The sequence below is a fragment of the Niastella yeongjuensis genome, assembly GCF_900110245.1.
In the GTDB taxonomy this organism is placed as follows: Bacteria; Bacteroidota; Bacteroidia; order Chitinophagales; family Chitinophagaceae; genus Niastella; species Niastella yeongjuensis.
The window spans coordinates 152,692-177,393 of the sequence record NZ_FOCZ01000013.1; the positions used below are offsets into that span (position 1 = coordinate 152,692).

At 45.5% G+C, this 24,702-nt stretch carries 25 protein-coding genes; 6 read left to right on the plus strand and 19 right to left on the minus strand.

Translation table 11 applies throughout. The features are described 5' to 3' along the window. Position 1: 1 nt before the first annotated feature. The 9 genes from hisH to BMX95_RS27480 all read right to left on the minus strand — a co-directional run bounded on the left by hisH (position 2) and on the right by BMX95_RS27480 (position 7,843). Complete coding sequence (gene hisH, locus BMX95_RS27440; protein WP_081198265.1) at positions 2-592, minus strand: imidazole glycerol phosphate synthase subunit HisH; 591 nt, start codon at positions 590-592, stop codon at positions 2-4. 11 nt (positions 593-603) lie between these two features. After that, a complete protein-coding gene (gene trpA / locus BMX95_RS27445; protein ID WP_081198266.1) occupies positions 604-1,374 on the minus strand; it encodes a tryptophan synthase subunit alpha in 771 nt (256 codons plus the stop codon). Positions 1,375-1,462: 88 nt separating this feature from the next. Further along, positions 1,463-2,707 carry a tryptophan synthase subunit beta gene (gene trpB / locus BMX95_RS27450; protein WP_081198267.1) on the minus strand — a complete coding sequence of 415 codons (1,245 nt, stop codon included), beginning with the start codon at positions 2,705-2,707 and terminating at the stop codon, positions 1,463-1,465. 18 nt (positions 2,708-2,725) lie between these two features. After that, positions 2,726-3,244 (minus strand): GNAT family N-acetyltransferase, encoded by a 519-nt coding sequence (locus BMX95_RS27455; RefSeq protein ID WP_081198268.1) that lies wholly within the window; start codon positions 3,242-3,244, stop codon positions 2,726-2,728. A 9-nt stretch (positions 3,245-3,253) separates the two neighbouring features. Further along, positions 3,254-3,892, minus strand: a complete 639-nt coding sequence (locus BMX95_RS27460) for a phosphoribosylanthranilate isomerase (RefSeq protein ID WP_081198269.1) — start codon at positions 3,890-3,892, stop codon at positions 3,254-3,256. A 49-nt stretch (positions 3,893-3,941) separates the two neighbouring features. Continuing rightward, positions 3,942-4,727 carry an indole-3-glycerol phosphate synthase TrpC gene (gene trpC / locus BMX95_RS27465; RefSeq protein WP_081198270.1) on the minus strand — a complete coding sequence of 262 codons (786 nt, stop codon included), beginning with the start codon at positions 4,725-4,727 and terminating at the stop codon, positions 3,942-3,944. Positions 4,728-4,816: 89 nt separating this feature from the next. After that, positions 4,817-5,809: an anthranilate phosphoribosyltransferase gene (trpD, locus tag BMX95_RS27470; RefSeq protein WP_081198271.1), complete on the minus strand. Its 993-nt coding sequence runs from the start codon at positions 5,807-5,809 to the stop codon at positions 4,817-4,819. Positions 5,810-5,812: 3 nt separating this feature from the next. Beyond that, the gene (locus BMX95_RS27475) at positions 5,813-6,382 is read right to left on the minus strand and encodes an anthranilate synthase component II (protein ID WP_081198272.1); all 570 of its coding nucleotides are present in this window, start codon (positions 6,380-6,382) and stop codon (positions 5,813-5,815) included. A 33-nt stretch (positions 6,383-6,415) separates the two neighbouring features. After that, complete coding sequence (locus BMX95_RS27480; RefSeq protein WP_081198273.1) at positions 6,416-7,843, minus strand: anthranilate synthase component I family protein; 1,428 nt, start codon at positions 7,841-7,843, stop codon at positions 6,416-6,418. Positions 7,844-8,219: 376 nt separating this feature from the next. Here BMX95_RS27480 and BMX95_RS27485 point away from each other — a divergent pair, with 376 nt between their 5' ends. Next, positions 8,220-8,501 (plus strand): GNAT family N-acetyltransferase, encoded by a 282-nt coding sequence (locus tag BMX95_RS27485; protein WP_081198274.1) that lies wholly within the window; start codon positions 8,220-8,222, stop codon positions 8,499-8,501. A 6-nt stretch (positions 8,502-8,507) separates the two neighbouring features. On the opposite strand, the gene BMX95_RS27490 is transcribed toward BMX95_RS27485, so the two are convergent. The 4 genes from BMX95_RS27490 to BMX95_RS27505 form a co-directional block, all read right to left on the minus strand. Then, positions 8,508-9,227, minus strand: coding sequence for a pyridoxine 5'-phosphate synthase (locus BMX95_RS27490; RefSeq protein ID WP_081198308.1), 720 nt, complete (start codon positions 9,225-9,227; stop codon positions 8,508-8,510). Between the two features lie 80 nt (positions 9,228-9,307). Continuing rightward, the gene (locus BMX95_RS27495; protein WP_081198275.1) at positions 9,308-9,661 is read right to left on the minus strand and encodes a hypothetical protein; all 354 of its coding nucleotides are present in this window, start codon (positions 9,659-9,661) and stop codon (positions 9,308-9,310) included. Between the two features lie 270 nt (positions 9,662-9,931). Further along, positions 9,932-10,198 (minus strand): T9SS type A sorting domain-containing protein, encoded by a 267-nt coding sequence (locus BMX95_RS27500; RefSeq protein ID WP_081198276.1) that lies wholly within the window; start codon positions 10,196-10,198, stop codon positions 9,932-9,934. Between the two features lie 472 nt (positions 10,199-10,670). Beyond that, positions 10,671-13,124 carry a TonB-dependent receptor gene (locus BMX95_RS27505; RefSeq protein WP_242673026.1) on the minus strand — a complete coding sequence of 818 codons (2,454 nt, stop codon included), beginning with the start codon at positions 13,122-13,124 and terminating at the stop codon, positions 10,671-10,673. A gap of 504 nt (positions 13,125-13,628) precedes the next feature. On the opposite strand from BMX95_RS27505, the gene BMX95_RS27510 reads away from it, so the two are divergent. Beyond that, positions 13,629-13,985: a YciI family protein gene (locus tag BMX95_RS27510; protein WP_081198278.1), complete on the plus strand. Its 357-nt coding sequence runs from the start codon at positions 13,629-13,631 to the stop codon at positions 13,983-13,985. Positions 13,986-14,192: 207 nt separating this feature from the next. Here BMX95_RS27510 and BMX95_RS27515 read toward each other — a convergent pair whose 3' ends face one another. The 5 genes from BMX95_RS27515 to BMX95_RS27535 form a co-directional block, all read right to left on the minus strand. Beyond that, a complete protein-coding gene (locus BMX95_RS27515) occupies positions 14,193-14,522 on the minus strand; it encodes a hypothetical protein (RefSeq protein WP_081198279.1) in 330 nt (109 codons plus the stop codon). 173 nt (positions 14,523-14,695) lie between these two features. After that, positions 14,696-15,781 (minus strand): Gfo/Idh/MocA family protein, encoded by a 1,086-nt coding sequence (locus BMX95_RS27520; RefSeq protein ID WP_081198280.1) that lies wholly within the window; start codon positions 15,779-15,781, stop codon positions 14,696-14,698. Positions 15,782-15,969: 188 nt separating this feature from the next. Beyond that, positions 15,970-16,716: a class I SAM-dependent methyltransferase gene (locus tag BMX95_RS27525; RefSeq protein WP_081198281.1), complete on the minus strand. Its 747-nt coding sequence runs from the start codon at positions 16,714-16,716 to the stop codon at positions 15,970-15,972. 11 nt (positions 16,717-16,727) lie between these two features. Continuing rightward, the gene (gene rpe / locus BMX95_RS27530; protein WP_081198282.1) at positions 16,728-17,381 is read right to left on the minus strand and encodes a ribulose-phosphate 3-epimerase; all 654 of its coding nucleotides are present in this window, start codon (positions 17,379-17,381) and stop codon (positions 16,728-16,730) included. Between the two features lie 248 nt (positions 17,382-17,629). Then, positions 17,630-18,640 (minus strand): tetratricopeptide repeat protein, encoded by a 1,011-nt coding sequence (locus BMX95_RS27535; protein ID WP_081198283.1) that lies wholly within the window; start codon positions 18,638-18,640, stop codon positions 17,630-17,632. A 250-nt stretch (positions 18,641-18,890) separates the two neighbouring features. Between BMX95_RS27535 and BMX95_RS27540 the strand changes: the two genes are divergently transcribed. From BMX95_RS27540 to BMX95_RS27555, 4 genes are all read left to right on the plus strand, one after another. Next, complete coding sequence (locus tag BMX95_RS27540; protein ID WP_081198284.1) at positions 18,891-19,964, plus strand: TolB family protein; 1,074 nt, start codon at positions 18,891-18,893, stop codon at positions 19,962-19,964. Positions 19,965-20,036: 72 nt separating this feature from the next. Beyond that, a complete protein-coding gene (locus tag BMX95_RS27545) occupies positions 20,037-20,501 on the plus strand; it encodes a hypothetical protein (protein WP_081198285.1) in 465 nt (154 codons plus the stop codon). A 694-nt stretch (positions 20,502-21,195) separates the two neighbouring features. Beyond that, a complete protein-coding gene (locus tag BMX95_RS27550; protein WP_081198286.1) occupies positions 21,196-22,404 on the plus strand; it encodes a hypothetical protein in 1,209 nt (402 codons plus the stop codon). 289 nt (positions 22,405-22,693) lie between these two features. After that, on the plus strand, positions 22,694-23,572 hold the full coding sequence (locus tag BMX95_RS27555; RefSeq protein WP_081198287.1) for a bestrophin family protein: 879 nt from the start codon (positions 22,694-22,696) through the stop codon (positions 23,570-23,572). Between the two features lie 2 nt (positions 23,573-23,574). Here BMX95_RS27555 and BMX95_RS27560 read toward each other — a convergent pair whose 3' ends face one another. Then, positions 23,575-24,660, minus strand: a complete 1,086-nt coding sequence (locus tag BMX95_RS27560) for a M48 family metallopeptidase (RefSeq protein ID WP_081198288.1) — start codon at positions 24,658-24,660, stop codon at positions 23,575-23,577. Positions 24,661-24,702 lie beyond the last annotated feature (42 nt).

The window sequence follows — 24,702 nt, forward strand, 5'->3', positions numbered from 1 at the left end:
ATTACAAACTCAAAAAGTTTTTCAGGATCAGTTCACCTGCTTTGGCGCTTTTTTCGGGATGAAACTGCACCCCATAAAAATTATCCTTGTGCAGCGCACAGCTATAGGGTTGCACATAGTCTGCCGTAGCAATGGTGTGTTCACCCAAAGCAGCGTAATAACCATGTACAAAATAACAATAACTGTTCTCCGGCAAATCCGAAAACAGTTTTGTTTTTAAATTAAAGATGTTATTCCAACCAATCTGAGGCACTTTCAGGTCGCCCGTTTTGGGGGTGAACTTCTTTACATGCTCATCGAATATCCCGAGGCAGGTAGTATCGTTCTCCTCGCTGTAGGCGCACATCAGCTGCATGCCCAGGCAAATACCCAGTACAGGTTGCTGCAGGTTTTTGATAACGGTATCGAGCTTATGTTCTTTCAGGTACCGCATGGCGCTGCTTGCCTCCCCTACTCCCGGGAAAATGACCTTACCGGCACGTTGGATCTGCTCTACATCATCGGTTACAACGGCATTCACGCCAATACGTTCCAGTGCATACAGTACCGACTGTATATTCCCTGCATTATATTTTATGATTACCAGGTCCATTCTCTTTTATATCAGCTTTTAATATCGGTTATAAACTTTTTGGTAGTCCCTGCTATATCGCTGGTGTTCTCCAGTGCTTTGATAAACGCAGTGCCAATAATGGCGCCATTGGCGTGTTCACATGCCTGTTGAAAGGTTGCTTTGTCTTTGATGCCAAAGCCTACCAATACCGGATTTTTCAGCTTCATGTCCTGCAGCTTTTGCAGGTAGTTGTTTACCGCATTCATATCCTTATCCTTTCCGGTGGTAGAAGAAGAAGAAACGGCATACAGAAAACCGGTGCTTAAACTATCCAGCCTGCGAATACGTTCCTCAGAGGTTTCGGGTGTAACCAGGAAGATAAAATTCAATCCATAGCGCTGCATAATAGGACCGTACTCCGTTTCAAATTCATACTCCGGAAGATCGGGCAATATGAGGCCGTCGATCGGCATATCTGCCGCATCCTGGCAAAACCGTTCAAACCCGTATTGTAATATGGGATTCATATAGCCCATTAAAACAACGGGAACATATATCTGCTGACGAAAACCTCTTAATTGTTCAAACAGGGTGGCAATGGTCATGCCATTAGCCAGGGCCTGGGTGCTGCTTGCCTGTATCACGGGGCCATCGGCCAGCGGATCACTGTAAGGCATGCCCAGCTCAATCATGTCAACCCCGCTGTCCTGCAATGCTTTCATAACCGGTACCGTGCTATTCAATTGCGGATAGCCGGCTGTGCAGTATACGTTAAGTATGTTGTTCTTTTTCTGTTTAAATAGCTCCTGAATTCGATTCATTCTTCTGTTTTTGAAACTTTATGTTACAGGTTTCAAGTTCCAGATTACAGGGTCCATGAAACCTGGAACCTGTAACTTGTAACGGTATTTATTTCCCTTCCATTGCTTTCATATAAGTAGCCATGTCTTTATCTCCTCTTCCACTTAAACAAACTACCACTGTAGACTCTTTAGTGAACATAGCTTTTGCCGGTATAGGCGCTTCTGATTTTTTTGCAGTAACCGGGCTCAGCATTTCCAGGCCGGCCAGGGCATGAGAACTTTCCAATGCCGGTATAATGCCTTCTTTTTTAGCCAGGTTGAAAGCTGCCTGTAAGGCATCTTCGTCGGTAGCGCTTAAAAACAATCCGCGGCCAGAATCGTACAGGTTGGCGTGTAAGGGACCGATACCGGGATAATCCAATCCGGCAGAAATACTATGCGGCTCTACTACCTGTCCGTCTTCGGTTTGCATTACCAGGCTTTTACTGCCGTGTAATACCCCGGGTTTGCCTAACTGCGTGGTAGCGGCGCTCATTCCACTGTGTACGCCATGTCCGGATGCTTCTACAGCAACCAGTTGTACACCTGGTTCCTCCAGGAAATGATAGAAAGCACCGGCTGCATTGCTGCCACCGCCTACACAGGCTATTACGTGAGAAGGTAATTCACTGCCTGTTTGTTCTTTTAACTGCCATCTTATTTCTTCACTGATGATACTTTGAAAACGCGCTACCATATCGGGATATGGATGCGGGCCTACCACGCTGCCAATGATATAGTGTGTATCCACGGGATTGTTGATCCAGTCGCGGATGGCTTCGTTGGTGGCATCTTTTAATGTTTTGCTGCCGCTGACAGCGGGGATCACCGTAGCGCCCAGCATTTTCATGCGGGCCACATTGGGTGCCTGCCGTTCGATGTCTTTCTCCCCCATATACACAATACACTCCACCCCTTTCAGCGCACATACGGTGGCGGTAGCCACACCGTGCTGACCGGCACCGGTCTCGGCTATAATGCGTTTTTTGCCCAGGCGTTCTGCCAGCAGGATCTGACCCAGTGCATTATTCAACTTATGGGAACCGGTATGACACAGGTCTTCGCGTTTCAGGTAAATTTGTGTACCGTATTGTTCACTCAGGCGTTTGGCATAATACAGCGGGGAAGGCCGGCCCACATAATCGTGTAACAGGGCCTTATATTCTTTCTGGAAAGCAGGATCGTAAATGATGTCGAGGTATTTTGACCGCAGTTCTTCCACATTGCGGTGCAGCATTTCGGGAATGAATGCGCCACCGAATTTTCCATAATACCCGTGAGTATTGGGTTGTTGATATGTTGTTGTCGTCATTTGAAATTTGTTTAAGTATTATCCTTCTTCTGGTTGTGCCGGCGTTTTTAGAACCAGCTGCATAAAAGTGAGATCGAGCCAGCGGCCAAACTTGTACCCTACCTGTGCAAAATGCCCCACTTCCTTAAATCCAAACCGCTCGTGCAATTTTATACTTACTTCATTGGTAGAGTCGATACCTGCAACAATGGTATGCAAATCCAATTCGGCTGCTGCTTTTATCAACGGTTCCAGCAACAGTTTGCCAATGCCTTTACCCCGTTGACCGGCCGCTACGTAGATTGAGTTCTCCACCGAATATTTATAGGCTGCCCATGCACGCCACGGTCCAATTGAACTAAAACCTATTACCTGGCCGCCTTCTTCGGCAACAAATACCGGGAAGCCCTGCGCCTCTTTTATCCGGAACCATTGCCTGCGCATTTCCAGGGTATGCTTTTCATAATCATAAACCGCCGTAGTGTTCAATACGGCATCATTGTAAATTTCCAGAATAGCCTCCAGGTCATTATCGTTGGCCGTTCGTACTTGGATCATAGAATAAGTTTAATACTTGCTGTTCAATTTGGTGACAAACTCTTTTACTTTCGCCATGTCCTTTATACCCGGACTTATTTCGAATTTACTATTGATATCTACTGCAAAAAGGCCTTTACCTATTGGTAGGGTGGCAAACTCATTCAACCTGTCTTCATCACCCGGTTCAATACCGCCGCTCAGGAAAAAAGGTTTGCCGATGGTAGCGTCCTTTAACATGTTCCAGTTGAACTTAACACCCGTGCCGCCGTAGCCTGCACCCATGGTATCGAACATAAACATGTCGCACACATCCATATAATTCTTCACCATCCACTCAATGTTCTCATTTTCACTGATGCGGAATGCTTTTACCACCGATACATAATCTGCGATCTTTTCACAATACTTGGGTGATTCATCGCCATGCAGCTGTACCATGTGTAAACGGCATTCATCTACCATGTGCAGCACTTCTTCAATGGAGGCATTTACAAATACGCCTACCTTGTTAATGTTGTTCTCTTTTCTGATCTGGCTGGTGGTAAGGCCTTTGAAAACATAGCGTGGACTTTTTGGATAAAAGATAAATCCCGCAAATGTTACGCCCAGGCCTCCTAATTGTTCCAGCTGTTCGGGCAGTGTCATACCGCAAACTTTTACTCGCATAGCGTGGTCAGATTTTAAGTGTTAGGGTGTTGGCCATGCAATCGCCGTATTATATTGTTTCCAGTTGCGCTATGAATTTTTGAAAGGCAGCGCCAGGTTGCGCCTCTTTCATAAAATTCTCTCCGATCAGGAACCCACGAAAACCGTTTTCTTTAAACAGCCTGATGTTGGCTACAGAACTGATACCGCTTTCGGCAATTTTGATTTTGCCGGCAGGAATGCGTTCTGCCATCCGCAGGCTGCGCTCGATGTCTACTTCGAAAGTTTTCAGGTTGCGGTTGTTGATGCCTACCAGTTTTGTTTCGTCACAAATATGTTCCAGCTCTTCTTCGGCATGTAATTCCAACAATACTTCCAACTGTAAGGAAGCCGCAAAAGATGCTAACCGTTTAACTTCAGCTGGTGTCAGACAGGCTGCAATTAACAGGATCACATCGGCCCCCATGGCCCGGGCTTCCACGATCTGGTATTCATCGATCATGAAATCCTTACGCAGAATAGGCACCTGGTTAACTCTTGCTTTTATAAGGTCGGCTGTACTGCCGCCAAAAAATTGTTCATCGGTAAGTACGGATAAGCCCGAAGCACCATAGCGGGCATAGGCGGAAGTAACTTCTACCACGTCTGCTGCCCCATTGATAATACCTTTGGAAGGCGATTTTCTTTTAAACTCGGCAATGATGCCGGTTTTGGCGTCATCGAGCAAAAACTGCCCTAGTGATAATACAGAACGTTTAAACCCTTCCTGTTGTTCCAGCTCCTTTACGGAAGTCTGTTGTTTCCGCTCAGCTACTTCTCCTCTTTTGTGCTCGATTATTTTGTCAAGTATATTCATTCTTTAATTGTATTGTTCAAATTTCTGAGCAATTGCAAGCTGGGCCATTATTCAGACTTCTAAACAACCGGGAACCCACTCACTACTCACTATTGTAACGCAATTAATTTCGTCAATGCTTCATTTGCCTTGCCGCTTTCCAGGCTGTCTACTGCGGCGCCATAGGCATCTTCGTAGCTTTTATAGTTACCGGTGCAATGCAATGCCATAGCGGCGTTGGCCAGTACTACTACATTCTGTGCCCAGCTTCCTTCACCCTTCAATATTTTGGTGAACAGCTTAGCGGCTTCTTCCACGGTATTGCCTCCATAGATATCGGTGGGATTAACCATGCGTTTGCCCAATTGCTCAGGCGTCATGATCTTTTCACCATTGTTGGTGATCACCTTGGTATCGTTGGTCAATGAGATCTCGTCGTAACCGTCTAAGCCATGAATAATGGTAAAGGCCCTGTCGGTCAATTGCAGCAGGTAATTATAAATGCGCGCCATCTCCAGGTTATACACCCCTACCAGTTGAAAAGGTGGAAACGCCGGATTTACCATGGGGCCTAACATATTGAAGAAGGTGCGCATGCCCAGGTTCTTCCTGATTGGTCCTACGGTTTTTAATGCGGGGTGAAACAACGGCGCATGTAAGAAACAGATATTGGCCTGGTCCACTTCTTTCTTCAGCCTGTCCTGATCATTCTTCATTTTATAACCCAGTTGCTCCATTACATTCGAAGCGCCGCTGATGGATGAAGCACCATAGTTACCATGCTTGGCCACCTTTTGACCGGTACCGGCAACAATGAAACAACTAAGGGTTGAAATATTGAAGGTATTCTTTCCATCGCCGCCTGTACCAACGATATCGATAACGGGGAAACCGTTCAGGTCTACTTTTACACACAATTCCAGTAAGGCATCCTGAAATCCCTGCAGTTCCTCGATGGTTACACTGCGCATGAGGTATACAGTCATAAAGGCCGTTACTTCATGTTCATTGTAAACCCCTTTGCCAATGTTCAGTAAGGCATCTTTCGCCTGCTCGCGGCTCAGGGTCTTATGTTCGAATAAAAATTGTAAAATCTTTTTCATATGCTATGATTTCAACCAGTTACGTAATATTTCTTCCCCTCTCGGCGTCAACACACTCTCGGGATGGAACTGTACGCCCTGCACATCGAATGTTTTGTGCTGCAATGCCATGATAAAGTTGTTGGCATCGCGGGCAGTGATCTCCAGCTCTTTGGGAAAGCCTTCTTCATTGACTACCCAGCTGTGGTAACGGCCTACTTCAAATTCATCGGGCAGTCCATTGAACAGCGGTTTATCACGATTGATGATCTGCACCGGCGTGGCCACGCCATGATATACCGTACTCAGGTTGGTGAGTTTACCGCCAAAAGCCTGACCAATAGCCTGGTGGCCTAAACACACACCCAGTATCGATTTAGTGGCCGCGTATTCTTTTATCAACGGCAGTAACAAACCGGCTTCTTCGGGGATACCAGGACCGGGCGATAAAATGATCTTATCATACGCCTTTACATTTTCCAGGGGTATCTGGTCGTTGCGATATACATCTACTTTCTGATGCAGGATCTTTTCAACCAGGTGTACCAGGTTATAAGTAAAAGAGTCGTAGTTATCGAAAACAAGAATTTTCATGATCAGTAATGTTAAGGACGATACGGATGCTGATTAAATGATCTCCTGGGCAAATACAATGGCTTTTTTCAAAGCGCCCAGTTTGTTATTTACTTCCTGTAATTCACTTTCGGGTTTGCTGGCTGCTACCACACCGGCGCCGGCCTGATAGATCAGTTTGTTCTGCCGGCTTATGAACGTGCGGATCATGATGGCATGATTGCATTGCCCATCGAAACCCATGAACCCGATAGCACCGCCATAGTAACTGCGGGAGGTGGGTTCAAATGCATCGATCAACTCCATGGCCTTGAATTTTGGCGCTCCGCTTAACGTACCGGCCGGGAAAGTTTTAGCCAGCAGGGAAAACGGATTGCTGCCCGTACGTATTCTGCCGCTCACTTCACTTACCAGGTGTATTACGTGCGAATAGTATTGTACTTCGCGATAGTGATCTACTTTTACTTCATCGCACAAACGGCTGAGGTCGTTACGTGCGAGGTCAACCAGCATTACATGCTCCGCATTTTCTTTGGCGTCCTGCAACAGGCGTTCCGCTTCGCGTTGATCGGTTTCATCGTCACCGGTTCGTTTAAAGGTGCCCGCTATAGGATGCACTACTGCTTTGCCATTTTGCATAATCAGCTGTGCTTCGGGTGAAGAACCCATCAGCTTGTAATCGCCATAATCGAAAAAGAAAAGATAAGGCGACGGATTGATGCTGCGCAGGGCGCGATACACGGCAAACTCATCGCCGGTAAAGCCCTGTTCAAAGCAACGGCTCAGTACGATCTGAAATACATCGCCGCGCAAACAACTTTGAATGCCTTTCTTCACCATATCCATATAGTCGTTGTCGGTCATGTTCGATGCTTCGGGTCCTTTTGTTTTAAAAGGATATACCGGCACATCTTTACTGCGGATCAATGACTCCACTACCTGTAAATCGCTTTCAATACCAGGCATGGTGTTTTCGCAGATGTACAGTTCGTCTTTATGATGGTTGATAGCAATTACGTATTGATACAGGCGATACCGCATAAGAGGGATAACAGGCAGCCCGTTGGGAGATTTGCGATCGATGCCGAGGTGAATGGTATCGAAGAATTGAACGGCATCGTAAGTGGTGTAGCCGTATAAGCCCTGGGCGAATTTTGTTTCGCGGCCGCTGCCGGGGGTAACCTCAAAGCGTTGCATAAATTCCCACAGCTTTTCAGGCACTTCGGCGCTGTTGGTGATGGACGCTTTTTCAGGCGGCAGGCCAGGCAGTTTAAATTCAATGCTTTTGGAAGAAGTGATCTCGATGCCCGCAATGGCATTGATGCAAATGAAAGAGTAACTGTTGTCTGCTGCATGGTGATCGGTACTTTCAAGCAGTACAGTATCGCGAAAGCGATCACGCACCCGGAGGTAAATGCCTACCGGCGTGAACACATCAGCCAGCAGCTTTTTACAATTGGTAGTAATATTTATCTTTTTCATTAATCAGCCGCATTAAGAACAGTCAAAAAAAAACCCCGACGTTACTGTCGGGGCTGAATATGGTGTTAATAAACATCAATCAATAGCTTACACGCCCCTTGTAGAGTTTGTATGCCACCACCAATGATTATTTTGTAATTGCTTATTCATTATGTTTACAAAAGTGCTATGCAAAAATGATTTGACCAAATTTATTTTAATAACCCTACAAATTTTGTGCGGAAGGTTGAACCAACAATTTAAATAAAAATACGATTTTTACCCCTGAATGGCAGACAGGCCCGAATAAGTTGAAAATGATCAACATAAGACCGCTGCAATAACAACACCCCAAAACCGTTTGCTGTAATTACGTATCGCTTTATTCCTGTTTACTATGGTAATACAACACAAACAATTACACGGAAAAGGCATGTTTTATGTAGGCCAGGACGGCGCTATACTCGCCGAAATGGTATACACCATGACCACTCCCAACAAAATGACCATCGAACACACTGAAGTAGATGATTCATTAGCTGGAAAAGGCGTTGGAAAACAACTGGTGTTCACCGCCGTTGAATACGCCCGCACCCATAACATCAAGATCGTACCACTCTGCCCCTTTGCCAAATCGGTATTTGACAAGGTGCAGGAGTGGCAAGACGTTCTGGTGTAAAGCGTATCAACCCTTCAGCTGCCGTTTGTACAACTGGATCGCATTCTCATAACCCAGGTACAACGCATCGCTGATCAGGGCATGTCCTATCGACACTTCCAGTAACCCGGGAATGTTTTGCGCAAAATAAGCCAGGTTGGTGAGGTCAAGGTCGTGACCGGCATTGAGGCCCAATCCCAATTCATTGGCCCTATTAGCAGCTGCTATATAAGGAGCAATGGCCTTTTCCTTGTTGCTCGCATATTCGCGGGCGTAACTTTCGGTATACAGTTCAATACGATTGGCACCGGTTTCTGCAGCGCCATCTATCATTTCAATCACGGGATCAACAAAGATAGAGACGCGAATGCCGGCCAGTTGAAAGGTCTGGATCATATCCCGCAGGTAATCGCGGTGTTGAATGGTGTCCCAGCCATGGTCACTGGTGAGCTGCCCCTGGGCATCGGGTACCAGCGTTACCTGATCGGGCTTATTTTCCAACACCAGGTCAACCAAACTGTCTTCACTGCAATTGCCTTCAATATTAAATTCGGTAGTGATGATCTTCTTAATGTCCCGCACATCGCTGTAGCGGATATGCCGTTCGTCGGGCCGGGGATGAACCGTTACGCCATCTGCGCCAAAACGTTCTGCATCGATGGCTGCTTTTAATACATCGGGATTATTTCCACCGCGGCTATTGCGCAACGTGGCAAACTTATTGATGTTTACACTGAGCTTTGTCATGCCCAAAATTACTGAACTGACAATAAAAAAGGAGTTGTTTTTACAAACAACTCCTACGGGGTTAGGGGTTAAACTATGCGTTAGCCTTTCGAAATATGGGTGCTATATAATACGTCGCCTTCCAAATCAACAATATCCAGCGAGTAAACGCCAGATGGCAAAAATTCTACTTCGCTAATATTGGTTATGTTTATTCCTTTTACCAGGAACCAGCTGAACATTTTTACGATCTTATCGTCTTCGTCGAACATCCGCACAATTACATGTTTTCCTTGTGCACACGTTACATCAAGCGTTATGGAAGTAAAAAACGGGTTAGGGCGGACAACAACTTTAGGGATCATAATTTCTGGATTTGGAACTTTTGGGGTACCATCGTTACCACCTGATCCGGTTTGGTCAATTTGTAATATCCTGTTTAGTTTTTGCCGCATAGAAACAGCGTTTTTTTCTGCTTTGTGACTCTCTGAGTTCTGGTTATGGTTTAATGGTATCACAAGTATCGTTTAATAAGAGGTTACTAAAGAAATGCCACATTTCAATACACTCATAATCAGTCAGATATCTCATAAGCAAGCAACTCGTTGTCTCAGTTTGGGATAAAATTTTATTAATTTGGGAATAGATAACCGGGGCACTACACATTTTCATTTTTTTAATAAAACATTTTATACATGTTTCTCTGCCCAAATTGAAAAAAACACTTACTTTTCTACTCTTGTGCTGCACAAAATCTGACCGGTTTGGTCCATTACATCGAGCAAATAAGATCCATTGCCCAATTTGTTCAGATTATTAATATTGCTGATATTAATTCCTTTTTTCAGTTTCCATAGAAAAAGACTGATTATCTTTCCGGTAGTATCAGCCATTCTTACCACACCGGGCTGATCTTCTGAAGCAGTGATTTCCAGGGTAAGGGATGAAACGAAAGGGTTGGGACGGGTTGAGATCACACTAACTGCCATCATATGCTAATCTTTTAAGGGGTTTTAGAGTTGTTGCTGTAAGTTCTTGTTCATGATAAGGCATTCGATAAAAATGCCAAAAAACAAAACCCTGTAAACCAACCACTTACGAACCTATAGCAGTCTGCTTCATTCTCATTTTAGGAAAACCAGTTGGAAAACGGGAATCCTTCAACCCTAATCAGGGCCATTTTCTTACCATTTTACCGCCCATTTTTAATGCAGTCAGAACCTCTTCAGATTCATGTCGATATAAGAGATATCCCACAGATATCCCACAGATATCCCACAAATGACTCACTGATGTCCCACCTCTATTTAGAAGCGGGATATCTATAGTTTATGGCTGATAAAATTCCAGGTGAGGTACATCATGTCTGTATTACTTATATGACTTATACCCAAAACAAAACCGGGTCACCCTTATGGATAACCCGGCGTAAAGTAGATACAGTTATAATGAATCTCTCCCTTTCTAAAATCTAGCTACCAGCTTCAAATTCAACAACCGGGGGGTAAGCCGGTTAGGCATGGCGAAAACGGTGTTGGAGAAATCCTTGATCAACATATAGGAAATGGTGTTGTCCCGGTCAATCAGGTTGAACACTTCGAGTGTGGCCCAGATGTTCTCAAAATTACGAAATGGATTGTGGCTGCGGCGGTTGCTTTTTTCACTATCCAGCAGCAGGGCACTAAACCCGAGGTCGATACGAATGTAAGGATCGATGATCAGCGCATTGCGGTATTTTACACTTCCCGGAATGTTGTAAGGCAGGTTGCTGCCATACAGGAAGTTGAGGTATACTTTAAAGTTCTTGTTGGTGCTCAGGTAATCCTGCAAAAACATGCCAAACGTAACCAGCCGGTCGGTGGGGCGGCGTAACCAGCCCATCTCTTTTTGCGTACTGTCGGTGATGGCACCCTGGTCATTGATGGTATAATCGTAATATTTATCGCCTTTCAGGTTTTCGCGGGTGCGCATAAAACCGAGGCTGATCCAGCTTTCGGCATCTTTAACCAGCTCGCCGAACAGGCGGGTTTCCAAACCGGCCGCGTAGGCGTTGGCCATGTTCTCGCCAAAATAACGCAGGCGAACATTGTCGATGTCGTAAGGCACCACATCCCACATGTTTTTGTAATAGGCTTCCACCGTCCAGCGGAAGGGACGATTGCCGGAGCGGAAATTATAATCGTACCCGGCTGAAATCTGCCAGCTCTTCTGGGCTTTCAGGTCTTTGTTCAACGAACCATCGTACCGGCGTAATTCTCGGTAAAATGGCGGCTGGTTATAAATACCCGCCGCACCACGGAATATGAAATCGCGTTTCCAGTGGCCTGGTTTCCAGCTAAAACCTATCCGGGGTGAGATCAGCAATTCATTATTGAGGTCGTTGTAGTTATACCGAACTCCTGGCGTTAATACCACACCCATGGAATCGTGCAGAATGATATTATCCTGAATGTATCCGCTGAGGCGGGTGATGGTTAAATCGGCTTTTGAATTCAGTACACTATTCAACCCCAGGCTATTGGGGTCAGCGGGCAGGCTGTAACCGGCCGAATCCTGGTATTCCCATTCGTGGAGTTTATCGTTCACCGTTTGGCGTTCGGCGCTTTGTCCCCATTGCAGGTAATGGTGGCCCAAATCGAGCATCCCTTTGTGTGAGGCGTTCCAAACCTGGATATTGAGTTTATTACGCGCATAGTTTTGATACAGTCCTGCTCCCAGCGGGTTATTGATCAGTCCGAAATCGGCTTTTGTTTTATCAAATTCGCGTTCTCCAAAAATATAAGCACCGGTTATGTCAATGCCTTCGCGTTCATCATTCTCAAAACGGCTCAGCATCCATTTCAACCGCAGGTTCTTTTTTGGGTTCTGTATGAATGACAAACCCACCATATTGGTGCGGTACCTGTCTTCCTCCCGCCCTGAGAAATAGATGTCCATACCCAGGTTGGCGCTGAAATAGGGTGAGAACACGGAGGAGGTAAGCTGACTGAACTCAGGCACCAGCGTGAACTTGGTTTGGGAGATATTTCCCAGCAGTTCGATGCTGTTCTTTGCGTTGATCTGGTAGGTCAGCAATGCCTGCAGGTCGTTGGAAGAAGGCACATAATTACCCTGTGTTTCCTGGCTTTTAAACAGGTTGCGCATACTGCGGTTACGCACGCCTATGAGGTAAGTGAACTTGTTGTTTTTGGTAATGCCTTCCAGGTGCAGCCCTTGTTCCAGCAATCCTGCATAAGCGGATCCGCCGAACTGCTTTGGCTTTTTGTATTGAATATCCAGCACCGATGACATTTTATCACCATACCTTGCCTGGAAGCCGCCATTGTAAAAGCTTACGTTGCGCGTCATTTCAGGGTTGATAAAACTTAATCCCTCCTGCTGGCCACTGCGTACCAGGTAGGGCCGGAACACTTCAAAGTCGTTTACATATATGAGGTTCTCGTCATAGCTGCCACCCCGTACGTTGTACTGGGAGGTTAATTCATTGTTGGAACCGACGAATACTTTTATCAGGCTTTCTATTCCGCCTACGGGAGCAGGGATGTTGATGGCATTTTTGGGGTTGATGACTACCAGGCCGGCCTCGCGCCGCTGCCGTTCGTTGGTGATTACTACCGGCTCCAGTTCGCGGGCGCCGCGTTCGAGGCGGATAACCATCGCTTCTTCTTCATTCTCGTTCAACAGGAAATTACGTTGTTCGGTTTTATAGCCGGTATAACTGAATACGAGGGCAAATGCTTTATCGGCAGGTACTTTTAACCGAAAGGTGCCGGAATCGGAAGTGGTGACGCCTTTTAACCGGCCTAAGATCACGATGGACACATTATCCAGGGGCTGCTCATTTTCACCTACCACCCGGCCCGAAACCCAGGCCGCCTTTTTCTGTGCTACCACGCTACCGGAGATACAAACTGCCAAGAAGACCAGTAAAAAAGGAACAAATTTCACCCGGGTATGTTTTTGTTGCGGTCGAAATTAACTGAATTTGACGTCATTGTAAACTGAAATTGGGCAATTTTATTGTACGAAAGGCCCTCCTACGCCAAGGCTTCGGCGAGCGATACAGCGGGAAAAGGCAATAGGCAATAGGCAAAAGGAAAAAGGGGAAAGTGCAGAGGGCTCACCTGCGCCAAGGCTTCGGTGAGCAAAGCGGAAAAAAAATACAGCCACAATCCGCCAGCAGGCGGATCCCGTGCGCGAGACAACCGAAAACAAAGAACAAAGAACCCAGAACTCAATAACCCAATAACCTATGAACCTGAAACTTTAAACTTTCAACTTTGAACTTTCAACTTAAAACTTTGAACTTTAAACTAGTTTGCCATTCAAACATTATATTGCGTTATATAAGCGCACCCACCCTTTCACCCATTCCCGGAGCAAAGTTTTTTCCTTAATCAAATACTAAACAAAAATTAGCCAATGAGCAATCCAGCTTTTCAATTTACGTCGCCCGAAATTATGACCAAGCTTGCTTCTATTAAGCCTTATGTACTGGTGGTATTGACCAAGGGTGAAAACTATGGGTTGAGTGATACACCGCGCATTATTCAAAGCGAACACCTGCCGTATATCTTTGAACAACGCCGCGATAATGATATGGTATTGACCATGCCCGTTATGGACAACGAAACCAACCTGGCCGCCGTGGCCATTTATAATACCAAAGATAAAGAAGAAGTGAAACGACTGATGGATAAAGACCCTGCTATTATTGCCGGTGTATTCAATTATGAAATTGTAACCGGCATGGGTTTGCCTGGTGATAAATTACCGTAGTAATATAAAAGTGAAAGCTTCAAACCGCAATAGCCTTATTTGCAGTTTGAAGCTTTTCTTTTTTGGTTTTTCATTTATTCCTTCTCACGGGTCCTGCAGTTGCCAGGGCTTCTCAGATTTAATATAAAAAACCGGTAGATAATGCGGGTGCGGTTTATAACTCGGTTACTATTATCTGCCGGTTAACGAAAACGGAACGAACTTCTATTACAAATTTAGTTCAAAGGTTTTTTGGATCCAGCCTGTGGTGAATCCCACTACAACCAGTACAACAACTATTAGTAAAATAATTGCCCATGCCGGCATCCCCCGGCGATGAACAGCCGTACGCCTTGTACGGTTATTATGATTTGTATTTGTCGCTAATTCATTATCTCTAACCACACGTGCTTCAATAACATAACCGGCATACCGGGTACTGAACGCATCTACTTCAGCCTGATTTCTCACCATTTGCTCGGCCACAAATAATTCTCCACTGGCGCCAGGCTGATAAGCCTGCACTACTACAGGAAACTCTTTTTCATTTATTACCATAACAAAAAGTTTGAGTTCAATAATATTTATGCAATTCCGCTGCCATGGCCACTTTCAGCTTACTATCTGATAATTAATACAATTGGTGGCTGAGGGTGGAATTTGCAAAAAATTGTTACCGCAGTAAAAACAGGTTTTCTGTAGACATTTTTTCTCAGGAAGCTGATAATTATTTACAATGGCCAGCGTATGGGTTGCCGTTCTTTGGTTGACCGGTAAATAGCCGTGAACAGCTCTACTGTTTTTCTTCCTTCTCTTGCGGTTACCAGTGGTTCCCGGTTCTCTCCTATAGCCAGTATAAAGTCGCGGTTTTGCTGACGAACATAATATTCAACGGGATCGTTAGTGGCCCTGAATTCGTCTCTGTCGGCCTTATGAAAGGCGTCTAACTGTTGCTCTTCGCCGGGCACCGTCCAGATATCATTTAACGGTGGTTCCAACACTGCCGGCTGACCGGGCAGGAACATAGCGCCGCCATCGGTTTGTACGCCGGCCGATGCGCCGTTAGAGCCATGAATATGTACTTTGCCGTATAACCCTGGCTTTTGTGCATTGCTTACAATGATGTTGGCCACCGCGCCATTCTTAAACCGGATAATGGCGGAGGCGGTATCGTCTACTTCTATGTACGGGTGGTTGATATTCTGCCAAACACCATACACTTCATCCATTTCACTACCCATGTACCATTGCAACAGATCGAGCTGATGCGGCGCCTGGTTTACCAGCACGCCACCACCTTCTTTGTCCCAACTGCCACGCCAGGGGTCGCTGTTGTAATATTTTTCATCGCGCCAGCCATACATCACTACCGAACCCAGCATGGGCGTACCCAGCTTTCCGGCATCGATGGCCTGCTTAATGCGATAACACGCGGGGTAGAACCGTCTTTGGCTTACCATGCCTACCTGTTTGTTGTATTTGGCAGCTGCTTCCAGCATAGCGTCACAATCGGCCAGCGAAACAGCCAGGGGCTTTTCTGTAAGTACATGGGCGCCGTTCTGTAAGGCAATCAGGGCACCCTCGGGGTGAGCCGGATGCGGCGTGCAAATAACTACCACCTGCACCTGCTCTTTTTGGATCATCTCTGCAATATCAGTATAAGCTTTTACGCCAAAGCGGGCAGCTGTAGCCGTGGCTTTTTCTACACTGCGGCTTTGCACCGCTACCAGTTCTGTTTCTGCAATATTCTTTAAAGCCTGCGCATGAACCTGCGCCATCTTTCCGCATCCGATGATTGCTGACCGTAATTTCTGCATTTGATACTTTTTATTGCTTTCTTAGAATATGAGGCAGGGGAGTTGTGAGTTGTGAGTTGTGAGTGGTGAGTGGTGAGTAGTGAGTGGGTTCCCGATTTTCGTAGTTCCCTAATTTCCGCGAGTTCGCGAATAGTCAGATTGCTTAAATTTCGCGAGCTCACTCACCCTCACTACTCACTACTCACTTCTCACTTCTGCACCTTACCTATCTTTAGAAACAAAGGAAAATAAAAATTCTTAACATCCTCCCCCGGCCACATGTTAGTAATCGCCTTCGCCAGTTCATCAACGGGGTTATACTGGTGTGCTTTTATAAAATGCTGTACGCTTGACCAGGTATTGAAATAACCGATCAGCTGCTGCCGGTTCCATTGCACGTTTATTTGAAATTCTTTGGATGGCAGCGCTTCGTACGGGAAGGGCACCGTTGTATATTGGTCGTCGATGTACCTTCTTTCTTTGTCCCAGTACGGGCCTACGGTATCGCGGTAGAATGTTTTGATGAGGGTATTCAGCGTTTCGTCTTCACACACTACCAGACTATAGCCCCAGATAGCAACCACAGCACCTGGTTTGGCAATGCGTTTTACTTCTTTTTCAAATGCTTCAAACTGAAACCAGTGGTAAGCCTGCGCTACAGTAATACAATCGAAACTGTTATCGGGAAAAGGGGTTTGCTCTGCGGTTGAAACGCTGTAGATGATCTTTTCGTTTGGGATAGCCTGTTGTAACTGCTTTTCGCTGATGTCTGTAGCTATTACCTTGTCAAAATAGCGGGCCAGTTCAATGGCTGCCTGTCCATTACCGGTAGCGCAATCCCAGGCCTGCTGCGGATGGGACACATGCTGCAAAATGTATTCATACAATTCACCGGGATAACCGGGGCGGTACAACGCATACAGCGAAGCCTGGTTACTGAAAAGGTCTTTTGCCATCCCTTTTACATTTATCTGGTTATTTTTTTCAGTTGTGCGATGGTGTCTTTGGGGTCTTTTGATTTGAACACGGTATTACCTGCGACGAGTACATCTGCACCTGCTTTTATGATCGAATGGGCATTCTCCAACGTTATGCCGCCATCGATCTCTATTTTGGTTGCCAGTCCGCGTTCATCGATCATGCGGCGCAGGGTCCTGATCTTGTTCAGGGTGTTGGGAATGAATTTCTGTCCGCCGAAACCGGGGTTCACGCTCATGATCAGTACCATGTCGAGATCATCCAGCACTTCTTTCACTGCCTCTACAGGTGTACCGGGGTTCAATGCCACGCCGGCCTGCATACCCAGCGATTTGATCTGCTGTATATTCCGGTGTAAATGCACACAACATTCTTCGTGAACAGTAAGCATATCGGCACCAGCCTTTTTAAAATCCTCTACATATTTTTCCGGCTCCACTATCATCAGGTGCACATCAAAAAACCGGGTAGATGCTTTTCTTATAAACTCAATGATCATGGGACCAAACGTAATATTGGGCACAAAACGCCCGTCCATTACATCCAGATGAAACCAGTCGGCCTCACTCTCATTGATCATTTTAATATCTGCTTCGAGATTTAAAAAGTTAGCTGACAGGAATGATGGTGCTACGATAGCCATGCTAGTTCAAAGTTTTAAGTTCAGAGTTGAAAGTTCAAAGTTTAAAGTTGAAAGTTCAAAGGTTCCTGGGTTATTGGGTTCTGGGTTCTATGTTCTTAGTTCTTTGTTTTCGATTGCTTTGCCAGGCAAATCCGCCTGCTGGCGGATTATGGCTGTATTTCTTTCTGCCTTCTGCTTTGCTCACCGAAGCATTGGCGTAGGTGAGCCCTCTGCCATTTTCGTATTGCTCATTGCCTATTGCCCATTCCCTACTTCTTCAATCTTTTAATTCCCTCCCGGGCTTCTTCGAAATCTTTATCAAGAGCGAGGGCGCGTTCATAATTTACCAGGGCCAGGTCTTTTTTGCCCAGTACTTCATAACAACGGGCCATCCAGTACCAGGCATCAGGGCTGGTATTGGTAACTGTGGCTGCCGTGGTAAATACCTTTAATGCACTGTCATATTTTTTCAGGTCATGCAACACAATGCCTTTTTCAATATAGGCATCGGTGAATTTCCAGTCGCGGCTGATGCATTCATTGAATGTATGGATAGCCTTGTCGTATTGTTTGGTATCTGAATAATAACTGCCTTTCAGGTACAGCACATCGTTGGTAATGTCTGAGGTGTCCTTACGCAACAGCTGGTCGCAAATGGTGATCACTTTCGGGTTCAGGGTAGCGCCATATAAACTGGCCAGGGCCAGTCCATTGTAATTGATGGGGGCTATGCGGTATGAATGTTCCAGCGCTGTTATGGCAGCGGGAGTATCTTTTAACTGTGCCAGCAATACGCCTTTTTCATACCAGATCTCAAAGTTGGTAGAATCCTGCTGTGCCCATTCATCGTATTGATCAATCGCTTTTTTTGTTTCGCCTACCTGTGTATAGATCTCGCTTAACCGGCGATGCAGGTCGGGATTGGCGGGCCATTTGGCTATACATTCTTTTAACAGGTCAACTGCAGAAGCAGGCCGGTTTACCAACATGAGGTTGGATACATATTGCAGCGCGATGTGTTCTTCGGGTTTTAATTCCCAGGCTTTTTTATAATCGGACATGGCCAGTTCATGGCGATTGTTTTGCGAAAGCAGTACTGCTCTTTCCAGGTACAGGTCCTGGTTTTGGGGGAACCGTTTAATACTATCGGTCAATCCTGCATAGGGTTGTGAACCTAACACTTTCTCCGGCGATTCCTTTTCTTTTTTGGAATTGCAACTGCATAACCAACATAATAAACCTATCAACAAAAAACTCTTTAAAAAGAACCATCTTTTCATCTGCGTTATATATGTTTTTTTCAGAGGCCGGCACGTATTAAAAATATTTGCAACGGGGTCGCCTTTGTAACGGGTCGCCTACGCCAGGGCTTGCACCTTCTCCGCCGCGGCGGATTCGGCGCACACGGTCGGCGACCGAGGATCGCCTACGCTAAAGCTTCGGCGACCGAGGCAAAACTAACCGATTTTTATCTAGTACTTATGACAATATTCTGACATGCAAACTATTTAACAAAATTATCTTCATTTCATGGCTATTCAAAAATGCATCCCAATTATTCTGCTGGTTATTTTGCCTTTGTTGGCCACTTCGCAACAGACCGACACTTTACACTATCCTGAAGAAAAACATTTCAGGAACATTCAACAGCTAACGTTTGGTGGCGATAATGCTGAAGCTTATTTCAGTTATGACGGTAAATGGCTCGTTTTTCAACGCACCAGTATTAAAGACGGCATCCCCTGCGATCAGATCTTTGTTGGCAAGATACCTGCACCGGGCACTCCTTTCACTTATAAAAGGATAAGTTCCGGTAAAGGCAGGACCACCTGCGGCTTTTTTACCAGGGACGGCAAACACGTTATATATGCATCCACTCATTTGGCAGGTGACAGTTGTCCGCCCCTGCCCGACCGGTCGAAATACGGTAATAAGTACATATGGCCGCTTTATAGCAGCTATGATATTTTTATGGCCGATCTCGATGGCAACATCGTTAAACAACTTACCCATAGCAAGGGTTATGATGCAGAAGCAACACTTTCACCCGATGGCAAAAAAATGATCTATACCAGTGTAAAGGATGGCGATATCGATCTGTATATAATGGACCTGCAAACCGGCAAAGAAAAACGCATCACCCATACACCGGGTTATGATGGCGGCGCCTGGTTCAGCCCCGATGGTAAAAAGATCATCTGGCGTGCTTCACGACCGCAAACACCCGAAGCCCTGCAATCGTATAAAGAACTGCTGGCTGAAAACCTGGTAGCCCCTACGCAAATGGAAGTATTTATTGCCGATGCCGATGGCAGCAATGCCCGCCAGGTAACCCAGTTGGGACAAGCCAACTGGGCGCCCGCTTTTTTACCCGATAGCAAACGGATCATCTTTGCCTCGAATCACGAATACAAAAGAGGGTTTCCCTTCAACCTGTATATTATGCAGGCCGATGGCAGCGGATTGCAAAAGATCAGCCGCGATAAGGGGTTTGATGCCTTTCCCATGTTTAGCCCCGACGGTAAAAAGATTGTGTTTTGCAGTAACCGCAATAACGGAGGCACCCACGATACCAACATTTTTATTGCCGATTGGGTAGATTGAGGCCATATTATTCAGGAATCAAATTTGAGATTTCAACCTGTCGCCATTAGCTTTGCCGGCAAATCCCACATTATGAATTTTTTAGTTGCACTACATAGCTGGCTCCGGTGGATACTGTTGATCTTATTGTTGGTTTCCATCGTAAAGAGCTTATCAGGTTTCATTGGTAAAAAGGCATTATCTGCAGGTGACAAGAAATTATGGTTGTTTACCATGATCACAGCCCACACTACCCTGCTGGTTGGTTTAATATTGTTGTTCTTTGGTACATTCGGTATTACGAAAGGGGTGCCTGAAGGCGTAAGTGTAATGAAAAATGCCACCTATCGTTTTTATTGGGTAGAACACCCGTTGATGATGATCATTGCCATTGCATTGATCACAGTGGGCAGAGGTCAGGCTAAAAAGTCAATCTCTGACTATAACAAATACAAAAAAGCATTCTGGTTCTTTTTGATTGCTTTACTGGTAATACTGGCCGCTATTCCCTGGCCATTCAGAACAGAAATTGGCCGGGCTTTTGTTCCAGGCATGTAATACTGCATTCAACTTTTAATGTTATTATGAAATGTCCGCTGCGGCGGACATTTTTCATTTATTTACTTCCCGCTAAAAGTGGTTTTAGCGTATTTACATTAAAAAATAACCTGCTATAAACCAGCTAATTCTAATTGGTTTCTAATCCCAATTACACCTATCTGCCTCATTTCAATCCACTTATCTCAATTCGTCGAGGCATATAACAAAATGAATTACAACACAATATTAAAGGTGTACCGGCGTTTTTGGTGGCATGTAAACTGAACCGGGAATCCGGGACAGGACACTACAGGACGATCGTTTGAAGTTAACACGGTACGTTTGTGCGCCCAGAATTGGATAGTCACAGAAAGGCCAGAATCCCACTGCAATATATCTTTTCCATTAAGCAATGTGGTATATAATGGCTGTCGTATACAGAAAAACGATATGCTTACCTTGCTTGCTCCTAATGAATAATTTCTATCATTAAGTTTTATTGGATCTGTCTAATTGGAATATTTTATTTCGGCAGACTTTTTGAAATACTCATTTAAACGTTAACATGACACTTAACACCTTGGTGAGAATCCGTACTAGCGTTTTATTTTTATGCTTACTATTCTCCAGTTCGTCCCTATTAGCACAAACACTAAATGCCGTATACGCAGGTACTGCGTATGAATATGATCAGAGTTCTGATGCCGGCGCAATGGTAAGAACTGATTATGCTTATTACTTCAGACCCAATTCATCTTTTTGTAGTGGTTTAGACAAAGCTGACTGGCAAAAGCGTATTGACGGTACTTACTCTATTACCGGCAATCAGTTGAAGATGAAATTCCTCAATGATGGTTCTGAAAAGATCATTCTGTTAAGTGTTACTGGCGAAACCGGCCAGTCTGGCGCTGCTACTTTTGTAAGACTTAATATTTCCACTGCAGTTCCCAATGGTTTTTACAAATTTGTAAGATCGAGCAGCAAAGCTGATGGCTTTTATTTTACCGATGGTAAATTCAAACGCACGGCTACGCTCACTACCCTGTCGGGCGGAAACGCCAACAGCGGCAATGGTGGTTCTTACAGCATCAACCAGGGCCAGCTGGACCTGAAATTTGACAACGGTAAAACAGCCACCTACAGCTTATTCACCAGCCCTGATAAAAAACAGATCGTTGTTATCAATGGCGATATCTATTACCTCGATGAAGAGGAAATGGCCAAACATGGCGATATTGCTAAACCTACTACTACAACAGCAGCACCTATAGTTACCACTACGACCACCACCAAGTCGAACGACATCCTGGAAGCAGGTATGAACCTGATGAAAGCATGTAACCAAACCCATGGTGGTAAAAGCCTGGATGCCCTTACTTCGCTGAAAGCCGTGATGAATACCAACAACCTTACGCTGACCATGACAGCTGACTTTAACCGTCAGGTTGTACGTTTGGAATCATCATTGCAAGGCAATGTTATTCTGTTAGAACAAATGGAAGGCAACAGCGGCTGGAGCTTTGATGGCAATGGTTATGTTGCACTGTCGCCCCAACGTGTAACTGAATTGAAACGTTACCTGTACTGTGGGATCTTAGGTTTGAAAGCAGGCGTTCTGGAAAAATCAACCGCTACCCTGCAAACCACACAATATGACCTGTCATCAGTAATGGTAACCGTAAACAGTGTGCGTGCCGGTTATATCATCAACAACAAGGCTAACAAACTGGAAGCCCTGATCATGGTTGATCCGCTGAGTGGTACTTCTACCTTTACCTATTCTGACTACAAGAAAACGAATGGTATCATGTTACCCTACACCGAGATCATGCAGAGTGGTAAACACGCTCAAACCATCACTTACGAAAGCTATGACATCAACCCATCGTTCCCTGCGAGCTCATGGGCTAAGCCTAAATAAGTTAGTTGCATAATTTTTTATATAGAGGCTCCATCTTACGATGGGGCCTTTTTTGTTTTAAGGGGGAGAAGGGCAGAAGGCAGAGGGCAGAGGGCAGAAAGCCTCATCGCGGACCTACTTCCTACTTCTTATCTCGTACTTCCTACATCTTACTTCTTTCCTCTATCAACCCGATCAACCTGTGAACTTGTTAACCTGTGAACTTGTTAACTTGTCAACTTGTTAACCTGTCAACTTGTTAACTGGTCAACTTACAAATCCGTACCTTGGCAGGAAGAAACACCCGACCATGATCACATACAATCCTAAAGACTGGTTTACATTTATTTTCCGCTTTCATAAGGCGGATACCTTACGCAAGTTATCACCCCTTATTTTCGGCATTTGTATTTACTGCTGGGTGATTGCTTTACTGGAACTGCATATTTTGAAATTATCGGAAAGCAGTCATGTAAAGCAGATAACCTCTATGCATACGCTCCTCAGCTTCGTGATCTCGATGCTGCTGGTATTTCGTACCAATACCGCATACGACCGCTGGTGGGAAGGAAGAAAATTATGGGGCTCCCTGGTTAACAACAGCCGTAACCTGGCCATTAAACTAAACAGCATGCTGGGATTTGAAGAAGCAACACACCGCACTTTCTTCAAAAAAACCATTCCCCTGTATGCCTCGGTACTGGCCCATCACCTGCATGCAGAATCAACCCGGCTGGCGCTCGATGAACAGGACCATCCCGAACTGAACCTCGACAGCAACCGCCACATGCCCAACCAGGTTGCTTCCATGCTGATGCAACGGGTAAACAGGTTGTATGAAGAAGGAAAAATAAAAGGCGATCAACTGATCGTACTCAATAATGAACTGGCTTCCTTTACCGATATCTGCGGCGCCTGTGAACGCATCAAGAACACGCCCATCCCTTTTTCTTACAGCGTGTTCATAAAAAAGTTCATCTTCTTTTATGTGATGACGCTGCCTTTTAGCTTTGTCATCAGCCTGGGTTACCTGGCCATTCCCGTAGTGGGTTTTATCTTTTATGTACTGGCCAGTTTGGAACTGATCGCTGAAGAAATTGAAGACCCGTTTGGCGCTGATGAAAACGACCTGCCCATGACCAAAATGGCTTCCAACATCAAAAAACACGTGGGTGAAATTATAGAGTAAGCCTACTCGTAGATGGAATGAAAGATCGTTTTCAAACTATCGTTGGCAGTGGCTACTGGCGTCAATTGTTGTAACTGCAAATCAATATTTTGAATGCGGTCTTTAAATACCGGATGGGTGCTCAGGAAAGCAGCTGGTTCACCGCCGCCGCTTTCCTTTTGCAGCAATTGCATCAGGCGCCGCATGCCTTGTGGGTTGATGCGGCTTTTTACCATCAACCGCAGGCCACTGTTATCGGCCTCGGTTTCCAGCGAACGCGAGTATTGCAACCCTTTTAAATTATCGGCATTATTAACCGCCACCGAAACAATGCCCGACTGATCGCCAACAATGATCGAGATGAGCATTTGCCGGGCCATGCTGCGAAAGATGTTTCGCAGGGAATGACGCAGGGCAATATGTGAAGCTTCATGACCCAACAAAGCTGCCAGCTCTTCCGGTGTTTTCATTTGGTCAAGGATAGCATCATACACGACTATATGCCCACCCGGAATGGCAAAGGCATTCATTTCATTCGATTCCACCACGGTAATGGAAACCGGGTATCCTACGTCGTAATGCAGTTGTTTATAGAATTGGTTCAGGATGGCTGTTTTTTGCGCATCGATGCGGTATTGCTGTTTTACCGACTGGTACATTTGCTCGCCCATATTGATCTCGGCTTCCTTTGAAAATCCCTTCGCCATTCGTTCACCCAGTATGGGCATCAGCCACAGGTACACCCCTGTCATTAACAGCAAAATGATGCCCGCGATCACTCCCAGCTTTACCCAGATGTTGCCGAGCACGCGGGTATGCGCTTTCCCAAATATACGATGGTGTTTCAGGGTCTTTTGCAGCGCATCGACCAGCTGCTGGTCGCGGATGTTCAGGCGTTCTGTTTCGCCCCTGTTGTTCCGGTATTGTAATTCCCCACCTATTATTTGTTTATTAAATGCTATAATGTCTTTTGTAAGCCAGTTCACATCTTTTACCTGGCTTTCCTCATCATTGTACCGGATGGTAATGGTCACCGCCGATAAAAAAACAGTCGCCTGGTAGTAGTGTCCTGCCGCAGTATGATAGGTAGCCGAATAAGTAGTGCTCATATTGGCACTAATTTAGTTTATTGTTTCTGGTTTTTAATTGTA